General features: G+C 47.2%; 16 protein-coding genes and 3 pseudogenes. 10 read left to right on the top strand and 9 right to left on the bottom strand.

Annotated elements, in window-relative coordinates; all coding sequences use genetic code 11:
• Positions 1 to 750: 750 nt before the first annotated feature.
• The 7 genes and pseudogenes from ACIDITHRIX25_RS74195 to folE2 all read left to right on the top strand — a co-directional run bounded on the left by ACIDITHRIX25_RS74195 (position 751) and on the right by folE2 (position 6258).
• The gene (locus tag ACIDITHRIX25_RS74195; protein WP_268749160.1) at positions 751 to 876 is read left to right on the top strand and encodes a hypothetical protein; all 126 of its coding nucleotides are present in this window, start codon (positions 751 to 753) and stop codon (positions 874 to 876) included.
• A 219-nt stretch (positions 877 to 1095) separates the two neighbouring features.
• A complete protein-coding gene (locus tag ACIDITHRIX25_RS74190; protein WP_201732750.1) occupies positions 1096 to 1521 on the top strand; it encodes a BLUF domain-containing protein in 426 nt (141 codons plus the stop codon).
• Between the two features lie 41 nt (positions 1522 to 1562).
• Complete coding sequence (locus tag ACIDITHRIX25_RS74185) at positions 1563 to 2792, top strand: GGDEF domain-containing protein (protein WP_201732749.1); 1230 nt, start codon at positions 1563 to 1565, stop codon at positions 2790 to 2792.
• Positions 2793 to 3747: 955 nt separating this feature from the next.
• Positions 3748 to 4455, top strand: a pseudogene (locus tag ACIDITHRIX25_RS74180) (7-cyano-7-deazaguanine synthase).
• The gene (gene queE / locus ACIDITHRIX25_RS74175) at positions 4452 to 5087 is read left to right on the top strand and encodes a 7-carboxy-7-deazaguanine synthase (protein ID WP_052607054.1); all 636 of its coding nucleotides are present in this window, start codon (positions 4452 to 4454) and stop codon (positions 5085 to 5087) included. The pseudogene ACIDITHRIX25_RS74180 and the gene queE overlap by 4 nt, the downstream one beginning before the upstream one ends.
• Complete coding sequence (queD, locus tag ACIDITHRIX25_RS74170) at positions 5087 to 5443, top strand: 6-carboxytetrahydropterin synthase QueD (protein WP_052607053.1); 357 nt, start codon at positions 5087 to 5089, stop codon at positions 5441 to 5443. Before queE ends, queD begins: the two co-directional genes overlap by 1 nt.
• Positions 5443 to 6258 (top strand): GTP cyclohydrolase FolE2, encoded by an 816-nt coding sequence (gene folE2, locus ACIDITHRIX25_RS74165; RefSeq protein ID WP_052607052.1) that lies wholly within the window; start codon positions 5443 to 5445, stop codon positions 6256 to 6258. Before queD ends, folE2 begins: the two co-directional genes overlap by 1 nt.
• 660 nt (positions 6259 to 6918) lie before the next feature.
• Here the strand turns inward: folE2 and ACIDITHRIX25_RS74160 are convergent.
• Both ACIDITHRIX25_RS74160 and ACIDITHRIX25_RS74155 read right to left on the bottom strand, forming a co-directional pair.
• Complete coding sequence (locus ACIDITHRIX25_RS74160) at positions 6919 to 7698, bottom strand: SDR family NAD(P)-dependent oxidoreductase (RefSeq protein ID WP_052607051.1); 780 nt, start codon at positions 7696 to 7698, stop codon at positions 6919 to 6921.
• 1016 nt (positions 7699 to 8714) lie between these two features.
• Positions 8715 to 9524, bottom strand: a complete 810-nt coding sequence (locus ACIDITHRIX25_RS74155) for a hypothetical protein (protein WP_201732748.1) — start codon at positions 9522 to 9524, stop codon at positions 8715 to 8717.
• A 1322-nt stretch (positions 9525 to 10846) separates the two neighbouring features.
• On the opposite strand from ACIDITHRIX25_RS74155, the gene ACIDITHRIX25_RS74150 reads away from it, so the two are divergent.
• The gene (locus ACIDITHRIX25_RS74150) at positions 10847 to 11245 is read left to right on the top strand and encodes a low affinity iron permease family protein (protein ID WP_052606774.1); all 399 of its coding nucleotides are present in this window, start codon (positions 10847 to 10849) and stop codon (positions 11243 to 11245) included.
• A 742-nt stretch (positions 11246 to 11987) separates the two neighbouring features.
• Here the strand turns inward: ACIDITHRIX25_RS74150 and ACIDITHRIX25_RS74145 are convergent.
• Complete coding sequence (locus tag ACIDITHRIX25_RS74145) at positions 11988 to 12968, bottom strand: aldo/keto reductase (protein ID WP_052606776.1); 981 nt, start codon at positions 12966 to 12968, stop codon at positions 11988 to 11990.
• A gap of 3222 nt (positions 12969 to 16190) precedes the next feature.
• Between ACIDITHRIX25_RS74145 and ACIDITHRIX25_RS74140 the strand changes: the two genes are divergently transcribed.
• Complete coding sequence (locus ACIDITHRIX25_RS74140; RefSeq protein ID WP_152626138.1) at positions 16191 to 16754, top strand: hypothetical protein; 564 nt, start codon at positions 16191 to 16193, stop codon at positions 16752 to 16754.
• A gap of 217 nt (positions 16755 to 16971) precedes the next feature.
• Here the strand turns inward: ACIDITHRIX25_RS74140 and ACIDITHRIX25_RS74135 are convergent.
• The 6 genes and pseudogenes from ACIDITHRIX25_RS74135 to ACIDITHRIX25_RS74110 all read right to left on the bottom strand — a co-directional run bounded on the left by ACIDITHRIX25_RS74135 (position 16972) and on the right by ACIDITHRIX25_RS74110 (position 23721).
• Positions 16972 to 19629, bottom strand: a pseudogene (locus tag ACIDITHRIX25_RS74135) (heavy metal translocating P-type ATPase).
• A pseudogene (locus ACIDITHRIX25_RS74130) lies at positions 19618 to 19932 on the bottom strand (cupredoxin domain-containing protein); the annotation flags it as partial. The pseudogenes ACIDITHRIX25_RS74135 and ACIDITHRIX25_RS74130, both read right to left, overlap by 12 nt.
• A gap of 79 nt (positions 19933 to 20011) precedes the next feature.
• Entirely contained in the window at positions 20012 to 22195 is a 2184-nt protein-coding gene (locus ACIDITHRIX25_RS74125) for an IS1634 family transposase (RefSeq protein ID WP_201732746.1), read from the bottom strand.
• A 447-nt stretch (positions 22196 to 22642) separates the two neighbouring features.
• Complete coding sequence (locus ACIDITHRIX25_RS74120) at positions 22643 to 23167, bottom strand: hypothetical protein (RefSeq protein WP_052606782.1); 525 nt, start codon at positions 23165 to 23167, stop codon at positions 22643 to 22645.
• Positions 23168 to 23200: 33 nt separating this feature from the next.
• Positions 23201 to 23353, bottom strand: coding sequence for a hypothetical protein (locus tag ACIDITHRIX25_RS74115; protein ID WP_160291890.1), 153 nt, complete (start codon positions 23351 to 23353; stop codon positions 23201 to 23203).
• Positions 23354 to 23445: 92 nt separating this feature from the next.
• The gene (locus tag ACIDITHRIX25_RS74110; protein ID WP_152626139.1) at positions 23446 to 23721 is read right to left on the bottom strand and encodes an SHOCT domain-containing protein; all 276 of its coding nucleotides are present in this window, start codon (positions 23719 to 23721) and stop codon (positions 23446 to 23448) included.
• A gap of 1741 nt (positions 23722 to 25462) precedes the next feature.
• On the opposite strand from ACIDITHRIX25_RS74110, the gene ACIDITHRIX25_RS74105 reads away from it, so the two are divergent.
• Positions 25463 to 26557 (top strand): AAA family ATPase, encoded by a 1095-nt coding sequence (locus ACIDITHRIX25_RS74105; RefSeq protein ID WP_201732745.1) that lies wholly within the window; start codon positions 25463 to 25465, stop codon positions 26555 to 26557.
• Positions 26558 to 26563: the final 6 nt, after the last annotated feature.

Genomic DNA, 26563 nt, shown 5'->3' with positions numbered 1-26563 from the left:
TTTGGTCAGAGTCTTTTGGCATAATCTCCAAAACGTACCCTCTTCCTATTTGACGATGGTAAGTTGGCCGTGAACTCATGATATCGTGGTTTGCTGTGACCCGGAATATTGGTTTGGCTAATTCGGACATATCTCGAGCTGAGGACAATTGACAACTCGTGATCTCCCGAACTTTTTGTGTTGTTCTTTGGGCTTGCAAATGACGATCCCAAAGAACAACACAAAAGATCATTATTTTCCCTCGTGAAACCATAGCTATATAGGCGTTGGCTTTCAACCGTTTCAAGTGGTCGATGGTCATCATCGAAACCTTCAAGACAGAAGTTCCATCTTTAGCCATTTGCCGCTGACATTGCAATACCACAATGAAAATATCACGTTGACATGCGACTAGCCACCACCTCTTTTTATAGATCTAGACGGGGACGATATCTGATTTGGCTAGAATAACTGACCTTTTTGAGCATGGCGAGAATGGCAATAATGGTGATTGAAAGACCCTTCGCCTCGACTTGAACTTCAATGATCAAGATTCAACTATGGTGCTCCTTCAATTCATTAGAAGTGCTATTTGACAATTGCTTGTGGACTTTTTGGAGTTGTAACGGCCAAGCCAAGAACGCAATCCAAAGCTCACTTGGTATTTGTACTAAGGATTGGGGCCTGTTCCAAAAATAAGCGCGACCACCTTGAAGCTAGATCAGATTCATTGATTTGGATTCTAGTTCGGAGGCTGAAAAGGAGGAAGGATTGGCCCCAAGAGTTCTGTGCGATTTTGATTCAAGCGTAGGTGCAGTATTATATATAGGAAAGGAGATACTTGGAAGTATCGCTCATCTAGACGGGGTCGCTCGTTTAGCTAGTGTCGAGGCATAGGCGGTTGGGTGGTCGTTCTGAAAGATCGATTAGTGGGGTGCTCTAAATTGATTATCTGATTGATTATCTTTGCCAAATCAAGCAACTAGTCCTGTCCCGACTTTAGTCTTTAGATATCTCTATCGATAATACTTTATGTGAGTTTTAGCCCGCTTCTCACGAGGCTGGGACTTTTGCCCAAGCGCTTGCGGTCCGTTGTCAGGTTGACAAAGAGGTAACGTGAATAGATTGATTTACTGTAGTCAGGCAACTCATGGTCTTTCGCCAGAGGAGTTAGTTTCGCTGCTCGAGATTGCTAGGAAAAACAACAAACAGAGGGGTTTAAGTGGAATGCTTTTGTACGCAAGTCAGAGTTTTCTCCAATTGATTGAGGGAAATGAAGTTCAGCTTGAGGTGACCTATAGGGCTATCCAGAGGGACAAAAGGCATACCAATCTTCGACTTCTCATAAACCATGCAGTCTCTGAACGAATGTTTCCCGACTGGACTATGGGTTTTGAAGATGTCAACGATGAGCAATTGGCATTGGAGCTAGAAGGATTCACCCCAGCGATTGAGTATCCTTTGGTAAATTCAAATTTAGTAACTAATTCAGTGATTGCCGAAACGCTACTTCGCCTATATTCTAAAAATCGCGAGCGATAATGGATGCTGGTATACCAGAGAGCTGCGCGATGGTTGATGCGGTGCGCAAATCTGTTTTCGAATTTCTAGCTATTTTTGGAGCCGATGGAAAATTTAGGGAGGTCAATTCGCTTCTCGCGCAACTTTTGGGTCTCACTATTGAAGAGGTTGAAGGACGCTCGCTTCTGGATTTGATTCATCCAGATGACATTCCAAGGACTGTTGCCAGCCTATTCGCGCTTGAATCGGGAAAAAATGAGGTTGCATTCGAGACGCGATTTGCTCCCAGCGATGGGGTATTTAGACACATTCAATGGGTGGGAAGACAGTTGTCTGACTCAACTCTTTTTTGGGCAGTTGGACGTGAAACATCCGAGTTTCATAGAGTTCTAGCCGAAAGTCAAGACTATCGGCTTCGATTGGAATTAGCGATCGGTCTCGAAATATCCACCATGTGGGAGTTTGATTTTAAGACTAAGAGGATTACATGGGAGCCTACGATAGCGGCTCTCTTGGGGCTCGCCTTGGAGTTGGTTCCTCAAGATCTTGATCAATTTTTAAATGTGGTCAATCCCAAGGATAGAGCGTTATTGGCCCTGGCAATGGCCACCCTTGAATCAAATGGCTCAATTGAGGTCGGAATTTGGATCGGACAATCCGTTGGTGGTCGCTATCTATCGGTGAGAGGAAAGGTCTTGGACCGAACCCGACGTGGTAAGGCATTGCGTGCAATTGGCCTCTTGATCGATAAGACCGCTGAAAAGGCGATGGAAGAGCGGATGCTTAGCATGGCTATGAGCGATGGCCTTACCGGAATAGCAAATCGGAGATCGTTTGATGGATCCCTCAGGAGCGAGTGGCGCCGTTGCAAACGAGCATTGGATCCAATCACCTTGGTAATGATTGATATCGATAATTTCAAAATGTTCAATGACACCTACGGTCACCTTGTCGGTGACGAAGCAATTCGCGCTATTGCCTCTTCCCTGTTAGCGCTCCTAAACCGGGAAGGCGACTTTGTGGCCCGATTTGGCGGTGAAGAGTTCGCAATGATTCTTCCGGCTACTGATTTTGACGGTGCGAAGAAGGTCGGCGAGAAGATAGTGCGCGAGATCAGAAAGATCAAGCTTTCCCAGGCATCCGATTGGAATTTTAGTGTTTCTGTGGGCACTGCGACCACAACCTTCTTGAAGGATCCAGGTCGATCGGTGGACCTCCTGTCTAAGTCGGATGAAGCACTCTATGAAGCTAAACATGAAGGCAAGGACAGATGGGTGTCCAAGACGCTTTAGAGGTCAGAATCACACCATAGTAGAGCCAATGTCGTGGTTTTTTCTGTGAGTGTTAGGATCGTTGGCACATTTGCTCAGTTCAAGATTAATGGTTTTTTGGCACCTTAGTGCCACCAAAATCTAGTCAATTCCGGTTTCTCATGGATCGACTTACCCGTGGTAGTCATTTGGTTTAGACGGTAATTGATGATCCTCCATAGCTTTGGGCTCATGAGATCGAAGATGGATACGAGATCGCCACCATGTGGACAAGGACTCGCCATCGTCGTATTATCGTCATGCAACGGGCGATTGGAGTGGAGTTGATAAATAGGAAACCTTCCGACTGTGTTGATTGATGACGAACTTGTGGCGCGCTTTATGCTCACCTTCCCTCTGGGATCTCAGACTTCTAGCTATTCAGGGCCACCATGAGGGGTTATTGAGTTGTGGCTCAATATCACGCGAGCGATCATTGGAATGTGCAATGCGCTTCGCGTTTACGCACAATCCAATAACCTTCGCCCACGAGGTTCTTTTAACGTGCTAGTGCTAAATAAATTTAAGACTCTAAGATCTTGGATCTCTACCTGTTGGGTCGATCGACTTAGAACTACGCAGATAAGCTAGCACTCAGAGCCGACTTATCCTTAGGAGGAGTAGTCCAGATTCTCGCCTCTTGACTAAAGCCTTTTTTGACTCTTGGAATAAGCCTTCATCGTGTTCTTCTACTTCTTGCGCCCTATAGTTGATATTCTATTTTAATATAAGGCATCTCCCTTGACACCTAGAGTCCCCTCTACTATGGAATATGAGCTTTACCCTTCGAAACAGGTACTACTAATACAATGAAAAAAAACTCAAAAGAGCAGAGTTCATTTTTGATATCAAATACTAAGCTGTTACAGCCGTTAGCAATTGTGAGTAATTAGGTGAGATATTTATAGTAACTGAATTTCACGTTGCACACGGGAGGATTTTTGGGCGCAAAGAGCCAGTTATCTTACCTGGTGGATGCCTAGATACTACCACTTGTCTTGTGCTTGTCAAAGCAGACGAATATGAGTGTTGTGGCCAAAGCTTTCAATACGGTCAATGGCTTCAATATGGTCAACGACATTCGGTTGAACTTGAATTTGCTCGTCGTGTAGGTACTTTCTATGCTGTTCTGCGACATGTGCTTGCGAATATTGATCTAAGAGTTTTTGGGGGTTCGGCACTGACTGCGGACATACCCGTCCCTACTGATTTCGGATCTCAAAATCGTACTGAAGACATTCCTGTTACTTACGTACCTGTACGACATACTATTTTTACCTTTGTCCTAGCGTTGGCAGCGACAATTGAGGCCACTAATATCTTTATTGGTGTGAACACCTTGAATTATTCGGGTTATCCGGAATGCAGACCATAGTTCATTAATGCATTTGAGAGCATGGCGAATTTAGCTAGCAAAGCGGCAGTCGAGCGCAGGGCGCACACGGCCATCAACACTCCCTTGATCAAATTAGCAAAGGTACAGATTATCGAATTGGGTATTAAATTGAACGTCGACTATGACATAACACACAGTTGCTACAATCTCAAAGACGATGGAACAATGTGCGGAGTTTGTGACTCTTGTGTATTGAGTGATAGAGGATTTCCTGCACATGGAATGTTAGATCCGGCGGTCCTCAGGTGAGTTACGTCGTTAAGGAAATTTTCTACACATTGCAGGGAGAAGGACATCGAAGCGGGCGTCCTGCGGTTTTCCTTCGATTTGCAGGTTGCAATCTATGGACAGGGAGAGAGGTGAACAGATTGAAGGCCATATGCCAATTCTGCGATACCGATTTCGTAGGTACCGATGGGACTGATGGTGGCATCTATAAGACAGCCCTGGAATTGGGTGATATGGTTGACAGAATTTGGCCCGACAATTTCAGCGACCGTAAATACGTTGTTTGCACAGGTGGAGAGCCACTTTTACAACTCGATGCCGAACTTGTAAATGCTTTACATGAACGCGGTTTTGAAATCGCCATTGAAACGAATGGGACGCAACTTCCTCCGGAAGGTATTGATTGGATATGCGTAAGCCCTAAAGCTGGTGCAGAATTAAACCTTACCTACGGAAACGAACTCAAGGTTGTCGTGCCTCAATCTGGTATTGACCTTGAGTACTTGCGTAAGCTCGACTTTGAGAACTTCTATTTGCAACCGATGGAAAATGAAAACCTTGACTCGAATATCAAGTTCGCGATCGCCTACTGCCTAGAAAACCCTGTATGGAATCTTTCGCTTCAAACGCATAAAATGATAGGAATTCGTTAATGGAAATTTATAAAGAATTTTCCTTCGACTCAGCACATCGCTTGCCCAACCTTCCCGATAGTCACAAGTGTTCACGACTCCATGGCCACACCTTCAAAGTCACGGTCTACGTTCAAGGTGATGTCGATCCCCAGCTGGGATGGGTTCTTGACTTTGGAGACATTAAAGAGTGTGTAAAGCCAATTATCGACGAACTAGATCATCGCTACTTGAACGACATCGACGGACTCGAAAACCCAACGAGCGAAAATATCTCACGATGGATTTTTGAAAAGTTGATTCTTGTGATGCCTGTTTCAAAGATTATGGTGAACGAGACGTGCACTTCAGGATGCATCTACACGGGCCATCCATAATGAGAGATATTCAAGCAGAAAACGACCTCCGCGGCATAGCCCTTGAAGAAGTCGGCATCAATAACCTTACTCTTCCTGTTTCGGTATCCGCTGAATCTGGAACTTTGATATCAACCGTAGCAAAAGTATCCATTGGCGTATCCGTAGCGGAGAATCTTCGGGGTACTCATATGAGTCGGCTAGTCGAGAGTGCAATTATTCACCTTTCTGATTTATCGCCATGTTCAATCGAAGAATGTCACAAAGAGATAGCCAGCAAACTTGATGCAGTTGACACTACCGTACGAATTGAGTTTGACTATTTCATAAATAAAGAATCTCCTATTTCAAAAAAGAGATCGCCAATGAGGTACAAAGTAAATCTAAATTCATTCAAAAGAGACTGTACCTTCATAACGACAGTTGGGGTGACCGTGCGCATAACTTCACTGTGTCCGTGTTCCAAAGAGATTAGCGACTATGGCGCACATAACCAGAGAGGTACCGTCGAAATCGCGATCCAATACCAAGGACCTCCCGGGGCCAAACTGGACCAGGATTTCGGCATAATGGAGTCAATCAACATTGCAGAAGATTGCGGGTCCGCTCCTTTGTATACTCTTGTCAAAAGAAGCGATGAGCGATTCATAACTATGCTCGCATTTGATAATCCCGCATTTGTCGAAGATATTGTACGAAATGCAACTCTAAGATTGAGGCAAAACAATAGTTCTGCATTCATGGTTTCGGCAGTAAACGACGAATCAATTCATGATCATAATGCTTTCGCGTCTTTTGCGTCTTCTGATTGGAACTGGAAATATGGTCGGATGTGAAGGCCCTCTATTAAATTGATCCGCTGCTAATGTGAGCTTTGTATCCATAATGTAGATGGAAGAAATTATCGTGAAGTCCAAAAGGCAGATCCCAGAACAAGTGCGCAAGAAGATCGCCGAAGGGGACAAGATTGATGAAGGACTCGCATTAGGTACATGAACGGGTATGGACAAAGCACCGCGGAGAGCTAACGGAGTAGCTAACCCGTTGGCATCAAAACGTTGAGATAATTATTAAAAGTATCAGAAGTACCAAGGGTTTCAATACGTTTTGTTTACAGTTGATTCAGGTGGGAATTGATTTTTGTTGGGTGACAAGTGCTATTACGAACGAGTAGGAAGATCTTTGATAATCTTGGACCAAAAGCACTGGAATCTTAGCTGATTCGTGAGATTTTACGAACTTTAGCGGGTTTCACGAATGAGATCGGTATCATCAAGCCCAAAGCTAGGTGAGCGGTCATTTCCAAGTGTGATATTCGATAATAAGTACAAGGAATATTTAAGTATCTTTCGCTTGTGGGTTTGGCACCCCATCGGAGCAATCTCCTCCTGAGGTGTCTTCGAGCAAGCACATTTTGGATGGTTGGCCGAGTGTGTTTGTCGTACTTCGATGGTATTGATTGGAATGTTTTTACATTCATCTCTTTGACTTATCGTCTATTTTGCTGAGATATGATGCTCCAGAAGCCATTGATCAAACGTCGATGCCACGATTCGTTCCCCTGTGATCTCTTGTGCCATCTTTGAACAAAGAAAGATGATTGGTCGATCCATTATGGTTGGTGACAACAGCTTTGCCTCTAGTTCAGGAGAGATATCACTTGGAATCATTCCTGTTCGCGTGGCTCCTCCTGGTAGAAGCATGTTGACCCTAATCGGGCTATTGGCGAGATCTTGGGCCATGATGTGGCTCAGTGATTCAGCGCCAGCTCTAGAAGGTCCATAGGGTACAAAACCACTTCTTTTCATGGTTTCATGGTTCATGGAGATATTGACGATACGGCCGTGACCCTGTTCAAGAAACCGCGGTGTGAATTGCGATGCGACGAGAAAATAGCCAGTGAGGTTTGTTGCGATTACGTCCCTAAATCGGTCTGGAGCGACCTCATAAAAGGGCATTGGATTGGTTAAAAAGGAGTGATTGACGCTGATCATTCCAACACCTGCGTTATTCACGAGAACATCTATTGTACCGAATTTATCAAATATCTCATCCGTCGCAGCTGCTACGGACTCTTGATCTCGAACGTCCATTGGCAAAATGTGTGCGTCAAGGTTCTTGGCTCGTCGTTCTTCGACGATTTTTACCAATCGGTTAGATGGGCGTGCCGATAATGCTACCGTGGATCCGGCATTTAGTAGTGCATCGGCCATAGCCAGACCGATACCGCTACTTGCACCTGTGATTACGACTTTGGTGCCATTTAATTCTTCCATAGGGCTAATCCTATTACACGAAGATGATTTCTTCTACCTTCGTTGCCCCTAATCTTTTGGATCACAAGTATCTTTTGAATTCGAAAATGATTATCAAAATCAGGTGCAACATTATTTTTTTTCGATCTCTGATAGATGTGATCACGATGAGTCGATTCGAAAGAGGCCCTGTCGACTTCGACAAGATTAGCCTCTGCTTGATCTATTTTGGCTGACTGATCGAGGTGGCTTCTCAGATTCAGAGCTAATTCAGCGTCCTGTTGAGCTGAGCCCAATCGAACTGAGCCCAATCGAACTGAGCCCGACCTAGTAACGCATGTTTCGGGGGTTCGGGACTAAATCAACTCATAAGGTCAGGGCAAATATTGCTTGGGTGATTCTCTTTAAAACTAAATTTAACTACTCGTCAAAGAGACCGAGAGGGCGACAACCTTTTGCGCGACCACCTTGAATGAATGGGCGCGATGTTGCCCTTACGGAGTGAGGCTCCCTTCTTATTTTTCAACTGATGAGTCGCGCCAACTGCCATGAGTCGCGCCAACTGCCATGAGTCGCGCCAACTGCCATGAGTCGCGAGGAGCTGGGCTAGCTGTGATTGGCTCGAAAGAGGTTTGTTATGTGGTTGAATAGACCAATGGTTCGCATAGGTTTTTTGTCGCGATGTATTGAGTTGACAAATAGTAGCGGTTGCTGGTTTGACGAGAACAACGCCAAGGGCAAACGCCGCAACAGGCACACAGTGGAGAGCATATCGAGCTACTAAATAGACGGCGCGATCTCTACGAGGGAGCTCGCAAATCCAAACCAGGACGGTGGATCTCGGGCAAATGCAGAGACTGGGATCCAGTATCAGAGGTACCTATTATTCCTACGAATAAATCGGTGGGAGATGAATCAAAAGGGAGGCAAAGGGAGGTAGCTTAGATGGTGCGAAAGTGACAACTTCCTTGGCAGGCTCCGCGAGCTGCACCATACTAAGACACCATACCAACGCATTACAGTCCTGCGCGATGCGCTTAGCATATGGGCATACGGTAGCAGTTTTCTATGTTATGAACACTAAAGCCCGCATCCACTAGGATGTGACCCGAAGTGGATGGCCGTCCTCTGGTAATGGCAATTTTGGCGCCAAGTACACGGGCTTGATGTAATCGATTGAAGAGGACGGCTTGATAGCAACCCTGCGATCTAAATTGAGGCAATGTAACGCCGCCGTAAAGGCGAGCGATCTCACCAGTTATTTGGCAATACCCGGTAGAGGCAGGATGACCATCTAGGTAGGCCAGAAACTGAAATTCACTTGAATTATCAAGATTTCGGAGGGTTTCCCTGAGGGAGATATCTATTGTCACTTCGTCAGGGGCGGTTCGACCCCAACCCACAGTTTCAAGAGCAATTGCGTCCCGCAACTTAGCTTCATCATCTACCAACTTCACATCTATATTTATTGAACGCCTCCTTTGAGCGACTATGTCTTCATCAAGATCCCGGGCCAAAACCCAATAGGTGTCGGTGATGGTTCCACCATGGCTTATCAGATAAGCTTCAGTTTCAAGGGGGAGTGTTCCATTGGATACCCACCAATGGATCGCATCTAAGTCCCAGTTGGCAACTTGTGATGAAACTTCACTAAAGACAAGATCGAGTAGTCGCGATGTATTTGACCAAACGACCTGTGCCGCTGGTAGTGTCGGTGAAAGCAGATGCTGAGGATAACGAATAAGTCGATATTCATCGGTCCTAAGGTCCAAAAAGTCATCGTCGAGTCTGGCTTCATCAAGGCCGGAAAGTGCCTCTAAGATCTCTTGCGAAGTCCATCGGCTCATTTGAAAGTCCTTTTCTATAATCTCTAAGGCCGCTTATGCTGAGCTGCGATCCACCAGCAAACGAACATTTCGAGTGTTGGTTTGGAGTTGGCGGATGATTACTGAGGGTTGAGATACCATTGTATCTTGCTCCCTTATTTCTTGACCAAGTTGCTTTGCAACGTGCCGCTAAATCATTCGATCGAAGACATTGATAGCTCTAACCCGATACTCTTAAATTGTAAAGTAGGAAGCTTGATGTCAGGTAAATTACATGGTCAGGCCAGGTTATATTTCGAAGGTAGCCTCATTACGACTGTGCGACCTAGATGGGTTTCACTAGCTTTTGGGAGCAACGGCAAATTACTGCGGTTTTATCGTTCGATTGAATTTCGCAAGTGCGTATCGAGCTGAGTCCTAGGAGACAATTGCTTAAGTAGATCTTTACCCGTTTTGGATTTAAAGCTCCGCACTTAATGCTAGATAAGGCATAGCAAGCGTACTCCGAGTCAAAGAATACCACCCGAAAGAGTTGATTTTCGAATTGTGCAATTGTCTCCTAGCTGAGTCCTACTACGCGACATCGAGCGAGTCCAAGACCTTCCAGGCCCGAAAAACCCCAGGCTCAGATACACGTAATTCGAGGTGCTATCTCCGCTTTGATTGCGAGCACCTGCTTGGGTTAGAGTCAAATGTGCTCAATTGCCTACCGATACATCTTGTTTGTGTAATTGAACCACAAAACGGCGCGGGGGTGCTGTCTTGGATTGAATAATTAGAAGGTTTGATCGGAGAACCGAGCGCAAGGGAGGAGTCAATGTCCCTTTTGCATAAATAAAAAGTTGCAGATGTCGATATGTAGCTCGTTATTGCGAGTGGTTTTGAAAAAATGCTATTTAGGAGATGGCGAGGCGGCTTCCCTCCGGTGGACATTTCGATGGATCTGCAATGCAATGCAATGGAATTGATTTTGAAGGATGTTTGCGAGGCCAGTTGGAGTCGCTTGGATTGGAGATCGAATTAGCTCTCGTCTGAAGTTGGATGGGCGCAACCATCAACCATCTCACTTGTTTTAAAGTGAAATCCTCTCCAAAACGTTGTCTTTAAAGCCCAGTTCAAAGGTCACTGCGTTCCGATACCGCGAACCCAGGTGTAACGAATGCTGCCCAAAGACACTACGATGTAGGCAGAGTGGGTCAAGATTTCTCCTTGATGACAACCATTTGCTCATGGCCGGTGCAGTAGGATCAAACGCTGCCTTCTGAGTTCGTTAATCTCTTTATTCAAATAGGCAGTGCTGTATTTAATTAGCACTGATCCTGATCCTTATCGATTGGAATTGAATGCAATTATCCCCTTTTCACGAGAATATGAGTCGAGTCTTGCAGCGTTTAGATGCAATTACTTCGCGAGTCAGTGCCACCGTTGTTATGGTGATCGTATTACTAACTTTCAATGTTATCTTGGCGGTCCAAGGTTTCCCAACGTCGTGGCAGGCAGCCTTTGCCACCATCTCAAACAGTGTGGTGTTGATTTTCCTGTTTTCTTTCAAGCACACCGAACACCGAGGTCTAGCGGCACTCCAGCTCAAGCTTGACGAGGTCATTCGTGCAATACCAACGGCGGACGACCACCTCGTTCAAATTGAACGTGCTGATGAGAACGAATTCGGAGCCCGGGAGAAGGAGCAAATCTCCGTGCATCAATCACTTAGGGGTTTTAGAGACGATACGGAATACTAACTAATATCGCTACTAGGGGTCCAACAGTACTTTGCTTTGAATGGTAAATTGGCTTGGCCCCCATTAAAGCAAAGGATAGATCGGATCGCTTAACGGTGGATTTTATTCATTGAGGTGGCCTGGTGAGCTATAGTGCTTCGACTAAAGACTGAGGCTTGATTGAAGATTGAAGATGGTGCACCATTGCATGGATTTGATTGGTCGGCACCGATTTATTCATTCTTAAGCCTGGTCGGTCGTGCATTTTTCGTTTTACTTGCTGTAATCGTTAGAACCAGATAGATTAAGTTACCAGCTTGCCGACTCTTTTCTGTCGGCCAAGCGAGGTAGTGGTCGAAAGTTTGGTTGGGATAAGCCAGAGCAAAAGAGGTACGCTAGTCTCCATTGCAGAGCGATCAGTGGTCGGTTTTTGGATGGTCGTACTTGTGGGAGACAGGATAGGTCGGCCGTCGATAATTACAGTGGTTGATATTTGACTAGTCGATTTTTTAGTACCGATGAGTCAATTTCCTCGATCGCTGATGAGCAAAATCAACTTATAAAACTAGATTGCAAAGCGTACGCTTGTGGCTAAACAAATGCCACGAAAGGCAAGGGTTGACCTTAGGTCGATCTATATGATTCATTGCGTCTGTAACCACAGCAGCGGGTGAAATTGGCACTCTCGATCCTTTGGTCGCTAGGGAATTCTTTGAAGCAAAATGGTGTGCGTCGGAATTACAACTAGCTCTTTTTGCTTTGGTCACCAGCGAGAGTGAATTGCTTTGCGCAAGAAAGTGTCGTAGATCTCATGTACATCGCGATCGATAGATCTACCCACCTCCAAATGGTTTGCGCTATCAATATTTTGCATCAGCTGTTCAATATTGCGTGCACCAGGAATGACAGTTGACACTTCTTCATGGAAGGCTATCCAGGCGATAGCGGCTTTGGAGGGTGTAATCTCATTCTGAAGCGAGCTAAATTGCGTCGATACTCTTAGACCTACCTCGTAGTCAACGCCTGAAAAGGTCTCGCCGACGTCAAATGCCTCTCCGTGGCGGTTGTAAGTACGATGGTCGTCGGGGGCAAATTGCGTTTTTGAATTGTAACGTCCTGAAAGTAATCCCGATGCTAGCGGTACTCGCGCGATGATTCCAACGCCGTTTTCTTTAGCGGCCGCGAAAACCTCGTCAAGTGGTTTGAGTCGAAACGCATTAAAGATGATCTGGATGGTTTCCACGTTGGGACGAGAGATTGCGCGAAGGGCTTGGGAACAAGTTTCGACACTGACTCCATAGGCGCCAATCCGTCCCTCTTCCACCAGGGAGTCAAGTTCATCGAAGATGTGGTCGCTATCGTAGACGTCATCGGGTGGACAGTGAAGTTGGGTGAGATCTAGTCGATCGACTCCTAGATTTGTTCTAGATCGATCTATCCAATCGACGAAATTCTTCCGATTGAACTCTCCGATTGATTGCGATGCCCTTCTCCCCATCTTTGTTGCGACGGTTATCGTTTCTCTATCGATCTTGGCTAGAAAGTCGCCGATTATAGTTTCGCTTCGACCATCGCCATAGACGTCAGCGGTATCAAAAAAGGTCACCCCACCTTCGTATGCGGCTTCAAGGAGTGCAGTTGCACTTTCCTTGGTGACATCGCCCCAGTCGGCGCCGAGCTGCCACGTTCCAAGGCCGATAATCGATACATTTTTTTTGGTTCGTCCAAGACGGCGTGTTTCCATGACTTTGATTATAGTCCTGCGGAATGAATCCTTTTTAGCTGACTAGGTTCGCTGTGTAATCGTTCCAATTGTGATTCGCCTAAGTTTACAAGCTAAATTTCCTCGCCATCTAATCATTGATGGGTAGCTCTCTAGAATGCTTGATCCGCTCGGGCTTTAGAGAGACTCTAATTTCGTGCGAGTCAATTGGTTCAGTGGGGTAGGTGTCAGTGCGCCGAAAAATGATGCCGAGATCACCAAAGTCAAGATATTTGATGATAGTTGAGCTCTTTGACCAACTGGTGATTTAGGTAATATCTTTAAAATATAATTACTCACGATATGGGTGACTCCCGCCATCGCCAAGCCTCGCCAAGACCAACTTTGTGACACGGTAGCGCCGTATCGATATAGCTGCAACTAAAGGGAGAGCGCAATTGAAATTTTGGCACGCCTAAATGCTGGGAGCAACTTTAGTGGGTTGCCTCTACGCGTCCTGATTACTTGCATGCCTTTAATGTTTAGGCTATAGCATTGTCGTTCATTCCGCTCGGTGATGCGATAGGCATCGCTTTCAGTAGTTTTGGGGCCAAAACAAAGGCGCTAGGCTGTGGCGAAGCCAGCGGTTATATGGCGAAGCGGTTGGCAAATGGCGGCGAGTTTGCCCTAGGCAAACGTTTGCAAAACCGTGTCAAGAGTATCAGAACGTCATGCTTCGCTTCGTTTTTGGAGATATAAAACCCATTACGATAGCTCAGTTGCCTATAGAGAGCTACCGTGAGTTGTGCCAATCTAATAAATAAAGACAGCTGAACTTTATTGCGCGGGTGACTCATCGAGCAGTACCTCGCAAACAAATTAGCACACGTGCAAGCTGCTTCTCTTTTTGGACGTCGGTGTCAGATCTCGACCGTTAAATCCGAAGTGCCGTTAAATGGGAGAGCTGCCTAAATGGAGAGTCGGTTGCTACATGGCTTGGCAATTTTCAATAAAGTATTAAAAATAAACGAGCCTGATTCCAAAACTACTTATTAAATCAGTATTTCTCCTTAGCCCTACTCTCAGCTCATAGTTAGTCATAATCCTCATTGCAAGACGAAGGTGACTCTCCGATCCAATTGTGAGAATGGCTTTTTTGTTCCAGAAAAGTGCTTTACGGAGGTATCGATTTGGAGGAAACCCTTTCTAGCAAATTCGTTACCGTCGAATGCACCATAACGATCAACTCGCAATTGCCCTTTTGTGGCAGGTTCAAGGTGCATAGTGAGCTATGGGAATGAATGGTAAGAGCACAGCTGAAGTAGGTAATTTAAGTTGATCACCAAGGAAATCACCGGGCTTAGAGTTAGATGCCAGGAGGATCGAGGGCTGTAGGGTTCTCGTGTTACCTTCGGTTGCCATAGGGCTTAGGCGACTGGTAGCTTTTGGCCCAGCCGTAACTGACTATACCTCTTCAAATGGGCAAATCGAGCTTCCTAAATCAAACGACAGGTCAATTTGGAAGATGATGATTGAAACTGATACTGGCAAATTTTCCACCAAAGGCCGCTTGGTGTTTGACTAATTTCATCTCTAGCAGTGTCTGGTTTTCAAAAGCCATTTTATCGATTCCACCGGGTTGGTGTGGATCAGTTCTGAGGGGCAACTATTGGGGATCAACGGTCAGTTTATTCGTTATTGGGCGTTGACGTAGGGGCTTTGATTAGAGCTTTTGAGCTACCGAAAGAGAGCTGATTTGCTAATTGAGCGACCGATGAACTCGTCCTACGGTTCTTATGATGCGATGGTACTGAGGTGCTAATTTCACTCGACCATAATTTCCAATGCTATAAAAACGAGAATAGTTATAGCCCCCATAATTTCGCGGGCGAACTACGTCTCGTGAGCGGAACCCGATACGTAACTCACCGCTGAGACGATCGCAATGATTGTCAGAATTCGGGTACGCCAGTGTGGGTCACCGCTGTATCCTGCAGATCCTAAATGAGCTCTCTTTGAAAATTACAATCTCTTCTGGGGCTTTCTATCACTCCATTTGAAAGTAGCGGCCAGCAATATAGATAGGGTCGCAAGGTAGATAGCTAGGGTTAGGGCCGTGGTGCGACGTTTGATAACAAGTGTTGGAAATTCAGCGAGAATAGATTCGAAAGTAGTCAAGCTCAGGCATGTAATTGTTCCTTTAGCTATATGGCGGTGCTGTATTACTCTAATTTCCTAATTGTTGCCAAGATATCAACCCTTAAAGATGCTAAATCGTTTCCTAAGAAAGATAGATCCTATCGATATTACTTAAATCAATAAAGCCAATCCAGTGGCTACCTCGGATCAGTTGATTCGTCCAACGCCCAATCCATTTGCGCCAGCCTAGCTAAGCGAGAACGATTTCTTTGTATCTATTTACAGGAAAACTAAGGCGCAAGCCGGCTTCTTTTGTGGGTGATATCGTCACCTTGAGTTAATCGAACCCAACATTGATTATTATTTTGATGCCGTGATTGATAACTATGTTTGATAGCGATCAGCTCTGGATACCCGGAGCCGATCGGTAATGATTTATGGCTCTCATACCATTGGTGTTACCCGGAGAAGAACTCCCAGGGTGCGATCAGAAATCGAAAACAAAGGTAGCTTCGTGTGCATTCGCTGCTCAAGGTCGGTTGTCAGTTTTCAATTCCAACCGTAGGTATTTTTAACGGCGTGTCATCCGGAAGTGGCCTATTACTCCACAGGGAGTCTGTGTTAAGTGCTAGATAGACCGAGTTTTTAGGGAACCATCAATCATCTCCTTATAGAGGACCTAAGTTTTGATCCCCTAGGCGCTCTAGGTGGTTTAGTTTCGCACATTGCTCCATCACGAACGTACTTAGCTACAGTATTCCTAGATACACCGTCAAGTTTAGATATTTCGTGATAGCTGTGTCCTTGTGATCTTAATTCAATTAAATTCATTAATGTCCTGCCCTTGAAGCATTTGATTGCACCTGGGTGGTTTTGAATGTTCCACAGACAAGTCTTACTGGAGGGTGGGTCAATTTAATGTTGCTGATCCTGGGTCAATTTAATGTTGCTGGCAACAGAGAAGCAGTCCTGACAAAGACGGGACGAGTTGGTACTACCAGACAGCGCACGATATCCCCATGTCCCATCGATCCCTGAGCTGACAAAGACGGGACGAGTTGGTACTACCAGACAGCGCAGGTCCGGCTAACAAGCCAATGTGGTGTAACGAAAGTGAACCAGTGGTTGAACCCGCTTAAGCATGGAACCGACCCCAAATCTGGTAGATATGGGTCGGGCAGCGGTGCGTATCGTTCTTATGTAATAGGAGGGATAACTCGTGCAATGACTATTGACGCCAGTGTACGAGGTCATGGTGAAGGCCGCCGGCGTAACCATGACGAGGCCGCAGCGGAAGAGCTGGGCACCCATCCTGTCAAAGGAAACATGGTGAACATGGGAACCATTCCGAGGTCGCCCTCGCTCTCGCACATCCAGTGCGAAGACGGGCGGGCCCACCGTCGGCTGATGGCCTTGAGATGGGGCGGAGGATTCGTAGTAGTCAGAGGACGGGAAAGCCGTCTACAAGGGAAGGAATCCAGCGAACCCGTAGTAGAAGTACTGCAATGTCAGGAGGTCGCCGGTGAATACCGACGCATGTTGACCAACGCTAAGGTGAACATACCGGAGTCACAGTGCAGTTTGAACCCAGATCACTACATGGATGAAATCTGCTCTCTCGAGCGGCTCGAGCCGAGTGAACTCCCTGATGTCGGCTCGATTATCTCAAGGATTGCGTCAGTTGGCTAAGAGGCGTTGATATGAATAGCCGTATTGCCTTCCCGAAGAATGCACCGCCTTTCAACAGATAATCCGGGGTCGATTTGGCCCCCATTGGCCTTCACTCTAGGGATGTTTTGTCTTATTTGTGGTGGAGGCCAATGGGCGAAGTACTACATGGTAACTAGTGTGACCGTTATCCATTCCGAATTGAGAAGATGGGACGGGTGATTGTCATTTGCCGAGATCAAACGGACTCAGTGGCGTCTGTTTGGCGTGGCTTTGCCTCCCCGACCTCGTGGGGAACAGCTACGCTCTGTGGGAAACGAAGGCGGCGTAGCCGATTGGCGTTGGTGACAACTGACAGCGATGAGAGCGCCATGGCGGCAGCCGCGATCATCGGAGATAGCACGATCCCAAAGAACGGGTAGAGTAGTCCTGCTGCGATCGGGATACCTATGATATTGTATCCGAAGGCGAGCGTGAGATTCTGTCGGATGTTGCGCATTGTTGCTCTTGACACGCCGATGGCGATGCAGACTCCAGCTAGTGATCCAGACATCAGTGTTACGTCAGCGGCCTCGATAGCGACGTCGGTCCCGGTACCAATGGCTAATCCCACATCGGCTTTAGCGAGTGCCGGGGCGTCATTTATTCCATCGCCTACCATCGCCACTCGTCGACCCTCAGATTGAAGCCGCCCGATCTCTGCGGCCTTGTCCTCAGGGCGCACCTCGGCCAGCACCTTGTCGATCCCGACTTGTCGTGCAACGGCTTGTGCGGTGAGTTGAGCATCGCCAGTGAGCATGATAACTTCAAGGCCAAGTCGTCGCAGTTCTGCGACTGCCTCGATGGAGTCCTCTTTGATAGAGTCGGCGACCCCGAGAAGACCCGCTGGATTGCCGTCAATGGCCACAAGCATGGCGGTCTTGCCATTCGAAGAGAGCGTTCTCGCCTGATCGGCGAAGACAGAGTCGTCGACGCCCGCGCCCTGGAGTAGCCTGGCATTTCCTACGAGAACGACTCGACCGTCGATGATGGCGCGCACGCCTTGGCCGGTTATCGATTCGAAGCTCTGAGCCTTGGTCATCTCGGCATGCCTGTTGGCTGCACCTTCAACTATGGCAGAGGCGAGGGGATGCTCGGAATCGGCTTCAGCAGCAGTGGCGAGGCCCAACATTACCATGGGATTGGTATCACCGAAGGCAACGACATCGGTTAGAGATGGATGGCCGGCAGTTATAGTGCCGGTCTTATCTAGTACGATTGTATCGAGCTTTCCAGCGGTCTCAAGTGCCTCAGCGGAGCGGATTAAAATTCCCGAAGTAGCAGCTTTGCCGGTGCCAACCATTACTGCGAGCGGTGTAGCAAGCCCGAGAGCACATGGACAGGCAATGATCAAGACGGTAACCGCGGTGATTAATGCATATGTAAACACGGGCGTGGGGCCAGCGATGTACCAGATCGCAAAGGCTGCTAGTATGCTAAAGACCACCACGGGAACGAATACCGATGATACCTTATCTACGAGGCGTTGGATAGGAGCACTAGAAGATTGTGCACGGCGCACCATCTCGACAATCTGGGCGAGAACGCTGTCGGCTCCCACACGCGTCGCGCGGATCCGAAGCGACCCTGTGCCATTCATGGTGGCTCCGACTACCATGGCGCCGAGATCCTTTTCGATCGGGATCGGCTCGCCGGTCACCATTGATTCGTCGACCGCTGAGTGACCCTCAACTACTTCGCCATCGACAGGGATCTTTTCGCCTGGGCGTACGAGCACGAGGTCACCAGGGAGCACGTCCTCGATGGGGAGTTCGGCTTCGATCCCGTCGCGAATGACCCGCGCAGTCCGCGCCTGGAGGCCGAGTAATGACCTGATGGCCTGGCCCGTGCCAGCCTTGGCCCGGATCTCAATAAGACGTCCGAAGAGGATCAGGGTTAAGATGAATCCAACTTCCTCGTAGTAGACGCCACGTAGGCGCACTGGTGCGATCGATGGTGCGAGCGTGATTGTAAGGCTGTAGAGGAACGCGGCGAAAGTTCCGAGGGTGATTAGTGAGTTCATATCGGGGCTGCGATGCGCGAGACCAAGCCACCCGGCTCGGTGGATCGGCCATCCAGTGTAGATAAAGACCGGTGTGATTAATACGAGAGCGAACCATGGATTGACAAAGATTCCCGGCAGCCAAGTGGCGTTTAGAAAGTCTTTGGTCATTACGCCAAAGAGCACTGGAACGGTAAGCACGGTTCCGATAACAACTCTGCGTCAGAGGTCGGTGATCTCGGCCAGTCGCTCCGCGTCCTCAGAATCTTCATCGACTTCGGATTCTGAAGCACTTGGGTGCCCTGAGCCGTCGCGAACTACCGGTGGAACGATCACCGGTGTCTGAGATGGTGGAGGGGATGGCTTTTTGACCATGTCCATTTCGACTGGTATCTTCGTGGTGGTCGCTGATTTAAGATCGTCGCGTGTCCAACTGCCATCGTCGTTGATTACCTCGATAGTGGCGTGGAGCATGTTTTCACCGCATGAGATTTCATGGATTCCCACCTCCAGCACGCCCAGATCTACCGTGGTCTTTTCATGTGCTGGGAGCACCAGGTCGATCCCAAGGGAGGCAAGCACAACTCGATCCGAACATGCTCCGTCTTCGCGTCGATCAAAGATCAAACTGAGGGGGAGTCCCCTTAGGGCTCCCACCTTGTCCGGACGATAGCCACCATCAACGATTATGGTGGCTATCTGTTTGTCTTTGTTGGATGCGATTTCGGTTACTACTATTTTTTTGTCGTTCGTGGCGCCATTGTCAGTGTGGGTCGCGTCAATGACGGTGGTCTCTAGGGTATCGCCTTGATCTTGAGTGGCCTGGTCTTCCACGATTAGGAACCCGTGGATCATGTTCATTCCGCATACAAATCCGTATTCGCCAGGTCTAGCCGGGGTAAAGTCGAGGCTCGCCTCACCAAATGTTGGTAGCTCAGCTGAGACTCCAAAGTCAGGGAAGATAACCCTCGACGTGCAATCGCCGGACTCTTGTCTGTCAAAGACTAAGTGCAGAGGTACGCCAGCGTGAGCTAGAATTCGATTCGGGGTGTACCCACCTCGCACGGTGACTCGCACGGTCTGGATTCCGGCGACGACGTCGGTAGCGGTGACATGCTTTGGTCCAAAGAACCACCAACCTAGACCGCCTGCGACCAAGACGTCTGCTGCTAGCCCATCTTTCCGAAAATCAACCTATTCTCCCAGCTAGTTGAGTATGTGGTCTTACGTTGGGACACTACAAATGCGTCGCAATGGTCTTTATCCGTTTAAGGGGATCACTAACTCCTAAGAGACGGTAGATCTCTTTGTGAACCGGCTCAGAAACACCACTAGTGCGGATGTGATAGACAACGCCTTTATCTGATGTAAGAACTATGGTGGCTCGGCGGTGACTGTTGAGTTGCTCTTTAATGGTTGACCATCTTCTCTTATCGTTATTTTGCCTCAAGGTCAGCTCAATAGCACTAAGGAGGTGATAGGCAAGTACTGAGATGAAGAGGTGAGCAGCAGTTCGGCTAGCTAGTTGATGATAGACCGGTCGAAGTCCAAGATCACTCTTGAGGGATCTAAAGGCATCTTCTACTTTAGTGAGAGTCGTATAGATATTCCAGATCTCACCTGCATCTAGCTCGCTATGGCTGGTGTCTATGACGTAGGCTCCTTGGAGATTATCATCTTTGGCTTTAGTGGGTTTTTCTGTAATAGTGAGATTGATTACTTTGTCAAAGCGTCTCTTTTTGATGATCTTGCCATGGTCTTGATGATATTCAAGGGATATCTCGTATTTGGAAGCAATACTTGGGTACTTGGCCTTGATGCGTCCGATACGCTCTGAGACAACTGTGGTCTTAGATATAGAACCCTTTGTGATTGAGGTATTCAACGAAGTGATATCTACTAAGAATCTCTCGTTAGCTTGACTAGAGATCGCTGATTCCTTCTTGGATCTCCCCAAAGAACGACACAACACCACGGTTGTGGTGTTGTTGTTGGAGGAAGAGGAGGAGATGGAGGTGGAAGAGGAGGAGATGGAGGTGGCGTTAGTATCAGTGTCGGTGCTGTCGCTGATATTGTTGCCGGTGGCACCATTACGGATATAGTCGTCAGTGTCGGTGCTGCTGTCGCTCTTGATGATTTTGGTGTCGGTGCTGCTGTCGCCCTTGCTGCTGCTGTCGCCGGTATTCTTGCTGGTGGCACCATTACTGCTATTGTCGTCAGTGCCGGTGTCTTCTTCTAGCGTTTGCACTTGTCCTTGTACTTGTGTTCTCACTCGCCCTTGTGGCTTTTGTGGTTCCACTTGGAGCTTTTTCACCAGTACTGGGGATCCTTGGGCATCGTAGATCTCGGTGAAGCCTTCCATCTCCATGAAATGGCTTCGATAGAGACTCTTTTTGTTAGCTCTCTCAATTACTACGTAGTTGAGATTGCGCTTAATGAGAAGTTCTAGGTTTGCCTTGGTAGCAATTCCCCTATCCATCACAATGGTAGGAACAACATCCCCAAAGAGAGATCCATCCGATAGAGACTCCAAGGCATCAAGTACGCTAATGAGAGTTCTAGGCTCAGAGGTATTGCCCTCATGTATCTCTGAGTAGATGGGTAGTCCCCTGTGATCAACAAGTAGTGCCAGAGAAACTAATGTGCAATCAAAACGCTTCTCTTTGGAATGTCCATGTTTAGCTAGGGAGTTCCCCTTAGTAGAACCTTCGAAGTAGGTGTTGGTTAGATCAAAGAGAAAGAGCCTGGTATTCGTCCTAAAGAGATCAGAGCTAGCTCTATAGAGTGCTGGCTCTATGACGCCTTTAGCGTCATAGAGCTTATCTGCAATTGCATAGACCTTATCCTTGTGAAACTTAGAGAGATCGATACCACATATCTCAGGTAGTGAAGAGTTGGAGTTGATATACGAATAGGTCTTTCGATCAGATCCAGGATGAATAAGACGAGCTATTATCGTTGCCTTGGCAATACCAAGGGATTCACCCGATAGACCTGCACTCTCTAGGATCTTATCGAAGCTAAGAGCTTCATAGAACGAGTTTCCTATGAGTTCTGGACCGATACTTCTACTATTGATAGTCTTAGCACTAGAGAGATCCACCATCTCAAGGTCAGCCTCAGTAGCTCTTGTTTCTTTAGCGGCTGCAACTTCGGAACGAATTGCATACTTAGTGATTGCTAGATCTGCGTATCTGGCAATAATAGGATCTGATTCAAAGAGTGAGGTTACTCCAGAGAGTCTCTGGGCAATTGCATTGGCCAGAGCTGGCCACAATGACTTATCCAGGTCCAGTTCGGTCAAGGTCATTACTATACGTTGACGGGGACCTTTTTCACAGCGGTAGGACTCAACGAGTTGGTACTTACTGTAGCTAACGCCGGTCTTTTTATTAACTGTTGGAGTTTCACGGATAAACACAACAAGACAATAGCACCATGTCAGAGCTAATGCAAGTTATAATCAAAACTACTCAAAAATTAGGACACTACATTCGCGACCCAAAAAGACCTAATACCCATCTACCAGGAAATCTATAAATCACCCAAGCCGAAAATCCTCAAAAATCAACTCAAAAGGGGCCAATTGGGGCGATTTTTCGGGAATTCTGCGAAAGATGGGCTAGGACCGTGACATCATTAATATTCATTTGCGGTACCTTTCTGTTTTGAAATAGTCAAATGTTGCCATTGCTTGTGGCCCATGTGCGCATTGTCATCACCATCACCGCGATGCAGGCGAGCGGAACGAATAGGAAGCTGATGCCAAGGGTATCTGTCATCAAGAGCACGACCACTATGAAGAACATGGGGACCCAGCTTGCGATCATCATCCAACTATGGCTACTATGATTTGGGTGGCTGTAGCCTATCGAGGCGCCTGGCTTTCTAATGTCCACGGTAGCTTTAATTGTGACCTTCCAAACGAGGCAGGAACACAACCGCACTTAGCATACAAAGCGCTTTGGCTGAGCGTATCGGCTAAAGCGAAATCGAGCACCATACCGATCGGTAGTACTTTGAGAACTGCGGAGAGCACGCCCCCGGCAGAGGTCAGGAGAACGGCGCTGGAAATGATGGACACAAGGCCGATAGCCACGCGACTGATTTTATCGCCGGGTGTGATGTTGATGCTTCGCGGTCGCAACCAGTTGGCCCCGAGGTCGAGATCTTGGCTTGGCCTCGATGGGGATTGGGTAGTTGTCGCCATTGCTTCATCTCGTCTCTCTTTTCTTGGTTGTAGTTTTTCAAAAATTAACTTTTCATCACATCTGTAATATCTGGGAGGCAATAGGTGAAGATACCCTAGGTGCTCCAGATCCAAGATAAAGAAGGCCTCAGGTAGCTTGGGGATCTCATCGAGCGTTGTAGGACTGTCAGTGTTGAAGTTCATCGTGGTCGGAGCGATCTCTTAGCTCAGGTCGCCTTATCGAGCGGTATCGCTGATACCTCCTGCAGCGATACCTAGTACAGTCGCACCTTTTGTCGCTATTTCCTGTGCAGCCATTACGTGGGTGGAGTAGATTTGAGCGAAAGAGATCCAAATGACGATTTGGAGTCGCCACTCGTCGTTTCTCATCTTTTTTTATCGGTGATAAACGAGTCAGCACCATGATAAGGCTCCTCGAGATCGAAACAAACTCGCTGACCACCTAGCCAGCGAGTTTGCGATCATCTTTTAATTCCGCTACCCATTGAGGTGCGCTCTCTATGGCCGATCGCTTCGTGAAGGCTTTGATACTCCTCAAGGTTGATCTCACCATTAGCAAGGCGTTGATCGATGGTGTGATGTGCTTCGAGGCTATGATCCGCGTGTCCAGGTCCCTGGGTTGCTCGTGCTAACAGGACATAGACTGCCCAAGCAATTAACCCCCAGAAAGCTATCATTGCGACCCACATTAGGCTCGCCTGCCAAAATACCAAATGACCTCCATACCAGAACATCATTACGACCACCTCCTTGGCCCGAAATTTCGGGCTTTCAAGCTAAGTATCGCTATGAAGTTACTAATGGATTAGAGGCTTTTGTCCACGCTCCCATCGATTATCGGCCCTCGTTTCGCGAAGGTCCAATTGTTTTACGGGCTATTTGTCTAAATTCACATGGCCGCCAATATTACATTGGCTGAGGATTTCTACCATTTGTTTGTAGGGTATATGAAAATGAAAACTCTCGACATTTGGAAACAGGTCCGACATTTGAAAACTAGCCCTTTGCGGAAATGGTCTGCCATCTGAAAACCCATACTGACTATGCGAGCTTCATAAAATGTACTAGTGGCCCGTAGTCACCGTTAAATCTGAAGTCCGGATCACTTGATTGAACTAGCCAGATTTGACGATCGATATGGACGGGAGCTGAGTTTGTTGGGTCAATTGCGAGATTGAAAGTCACGGATGAGCTTCCATTGAGTCATCTTTTGAGTCGCTGCGTCACGGTGTATGAGAAGGATGCTGTCTTATTCGCGAAGACAAGGAGGATCTTTTGATTTGAAGTCTCAGCGACAAAGGCCTTTGAACCTTCAATCTTCTCTATGGATCGAGTAGGGATCCGTTGGTCGCTCTGTCGTGGCTACTGGCGTGCGCCTCTATACAATACTGACAATCTGTGCGAAGGCGACTCATTAATTTTACTCCGCACGCTGCAGACCTGTTTCGGTGATAACCGTTATTAGGTTTGGCTCAATATCAGCCTTCCGGGGTTTCAGAAATGAATCGGTTCTGCGTTTTTTGCCAATTGCGACAGTTCGTCGTTACTGTCGATCAATTTGTCCCTCACCTCATTTATTGAGAATGTTTTACCTCTGGCGTTTTTCGCATAGATATGTTCCATCGACCTCAGGGAGAACTTTGAGTCATCCTGGAGGTTTCTCGTCTAAATGAAGATGCCATTTTGTAAAGCACGCCAGGATCAGAATTAGAGCTCGTGTTCATTGTGGGTTTGCGCTAGAGGTAACGCTACGACTGAGATCGTGATCGATAGATCTGTCATTGCGAACGTGTGATCTAATTTTAAGAAGAGATTACGCAGAACCGGGTCTCTCATGGGCTCTAAGTGCTTGCTTTGGCGCAACTTTGATCATCTCTGGAACTTTCATGTCACATCGGGTGAATTGTTTTCTGGTCAGATTGACGACAGGGTAAAGGGTTCACGAGCTAACGATATTGCCGACGATTATCTCAAATTTATAAGGAAGGCGCCCAAAGATCGCTCTTCGAGTCGTTTTTGATCTTTGACCCCTGTTTATTGTATTTATTGCAGAACCTGACCGAGCAGTCATCATCACTTTTAATTGATATCCTCTTGCTTTTGGCGGGAATCAAAAGGCGTTCATACACACAAAAGTGATCATAAAGATGACGCTAAGCCATTCAGCTTCCGCTTTGGAATTTGTTGTTCGGTCTTTTGTATTTTTAGATGGGGTTTCGTAATTATTTGACGAAATAGCGGTTCTAAGTGCAGTTTTTCGGCCATCATGTGGCATGTGCTTCTTAGATTTGAAGTCTCAAATTACAGGTCCATTTTCGAGCCCGCCGAACTGTTCGTGATTGCCGTCGACGAAGATCGTAACGCGGTGCGAAAATTCGAATCTATTTCACAGGTGGTATTGACGACCGCCGAAATCATGGGCCTAATGCATCTGGAAAGTCAAACGTTATCGACGCGCTCTATTGGCTATTCAACGCGGTGCGGGTTTCGCTAAGGTTTTGGGACGACGAAATAGCCTATGAGCCGTTTAGATTTGGAACTGGACCAATAAGTTCGACCAAATTCGAGGTAGAGATGTTGGTGCAAGAAGTTCGATACGTCTATCAAATTGAATTCGATCGCAATGGTATTCGCGCTGAATCTCTGTATAGCTATCCAGAGCGCCGGCGGCGACTCCTTTTTAGGCGTGAGGGTGGTCAATTGGAACTACGGCGTGGGATTACTTCATTATCTGGGATCCGAGAGTTGCTGACTAATACCATGATGGTCCTTTCTATAGCTGCAAAGCTTCAGGTTCGGGAAATTTCTTCGTTCGCTAGTGCACTTTCGGGCTTCGGATTCGTCGGGAACGTTTCATGGAATACGAGCAGATTCTCTAGGCCAACATGGCATCGATCCACTCAGAGAATCTTCGAAGAGGGCGACGGGATCGCAACACAATCCCTATTTGATGACATTGTTCCCGGAAGATTCACGTCTCGAGAGATGGCCATGGCCCTATTGCGCTTTGCGGATCTTGGAATCATCGAGGTGCAAATACCGCAGAATGTGCTTGAGGATCTTCCTAATACGCCACGGCTACGCAGTAATGCCCCCGGGAAGCAATTGAAATTAATTCATGGAGCACCAGGACAGGAGCTTGCTTTTGATTTTGCAGAGGAGTCAGAAGGAACGCGAAGGTGGTTTTCTCTCATTGGTCCAATTTTGAAGACATTTGAGTTTGGTCAGGTTCTAATTATAGATGAGATTGATGCGGGCCTTCACTCGAACTTGTCGGCGCGACTTGTTGAACTATTTCAGGATCCATCTGCTAATCCTAACAATGCACAGTTGATCTTTACGACTCATGACACTAGTTTGTTGAATCATCTAAATCGCGATGAAGTGTGGTTTACCGAGAAGGGTGCAAATGGATCAACGTCTCTGAAAGCTTTGGCTGAATTCAGCGGTGACATGGTTCGAAGGTCGTTAAATCTAGAAAAGGCATATCTCCAAGGGAGATTTGGTGGAATTCCATATCTCGATCAATTGGCGTTTTTTCGTTTACTTGGCCCTGTGGCGTCCTCGGATTAATGGCTA

Source organism: Acidithrix sp. C25 (assembly GCF_904848545.2).
Note: the sequence above shows the minus strand (reverse complement) of the source record. Positions and strands in the feature narration are given on the sequence as shown.

What these genes read in the sequence shown, in the direction of transcription:
- ACIDITHRIX25_RS74155 (WP_201732748.1), bottom strand. Translation starts at nt 9,524, where the DNA reads ATGAGCCGATGGACTTCGCAAGAGATCTTAGAGGCACTTTCCGGCCTT.
- ACIDITHRIX25_RS74110 (WP_152626139.1), bottom strand. Translation starts at nt 23,721, where the DNA reads ATGATGTTCTGGTATGGAGGTCATTTGGTATTTTGGCAGGCGAGCCTA.
- ACIDITHRIX25_RS74160 (WP_052607051.1), bottom strand. Translation starts at nt 7,698, where the DNA reads ATGGAAGAATTAAATGGCACCAAAGTCGTAATCACAGGTGCAAGTAGC.
- queD (WP_052607053.1), top strand. Translation starts at nt 5,087, where the DNA reads ATGGAAATTTATAAAGAATTTTCCTTCGACTCAGCACATCGCTTGCCC.
- ACIDITHRIX25_RS74145 (WP_052606776.1), bottom strand. Translation starts at nt 12,968, where the DNA reads ATGGAAACACGCCGTCTTGGACGAACCAAAAAAAATGTATCGATTATC.
- folE2 (WP_052607052.1), top strand. Translation starts at nt 5,443, where the DNA reads ATGAGAGATATTCAAGCAGAAAACGACCTCCGCGGCATAGCCCTTGAA.
- ACIDITHRIX25_RS74120 (WP_052606782.1), bottom strand. Translation starts at nt 23,167, where the DNA reads ATGAACTTCAACACTGACAGTCCTACAACGCTCGATGAGATCCCCAAG.
- ACIDITHRIX25_RS74150 (WP_052606774.1), top strand. Translation starts at nt 10,847, where the DNA reads ATGCAATTATCCCCTTTTCACGAGAATATGAGTCGAGTCTTGCAGCGT.
- ACIDITHRIX25_RS74115 (WP_160291890.1), bottom strand. Translation starts at nt 23,353, where the DNA reads ATGAGAAACGACGAGTGGCGACTCCAAATCGTCATTTGGATCTCTTTC.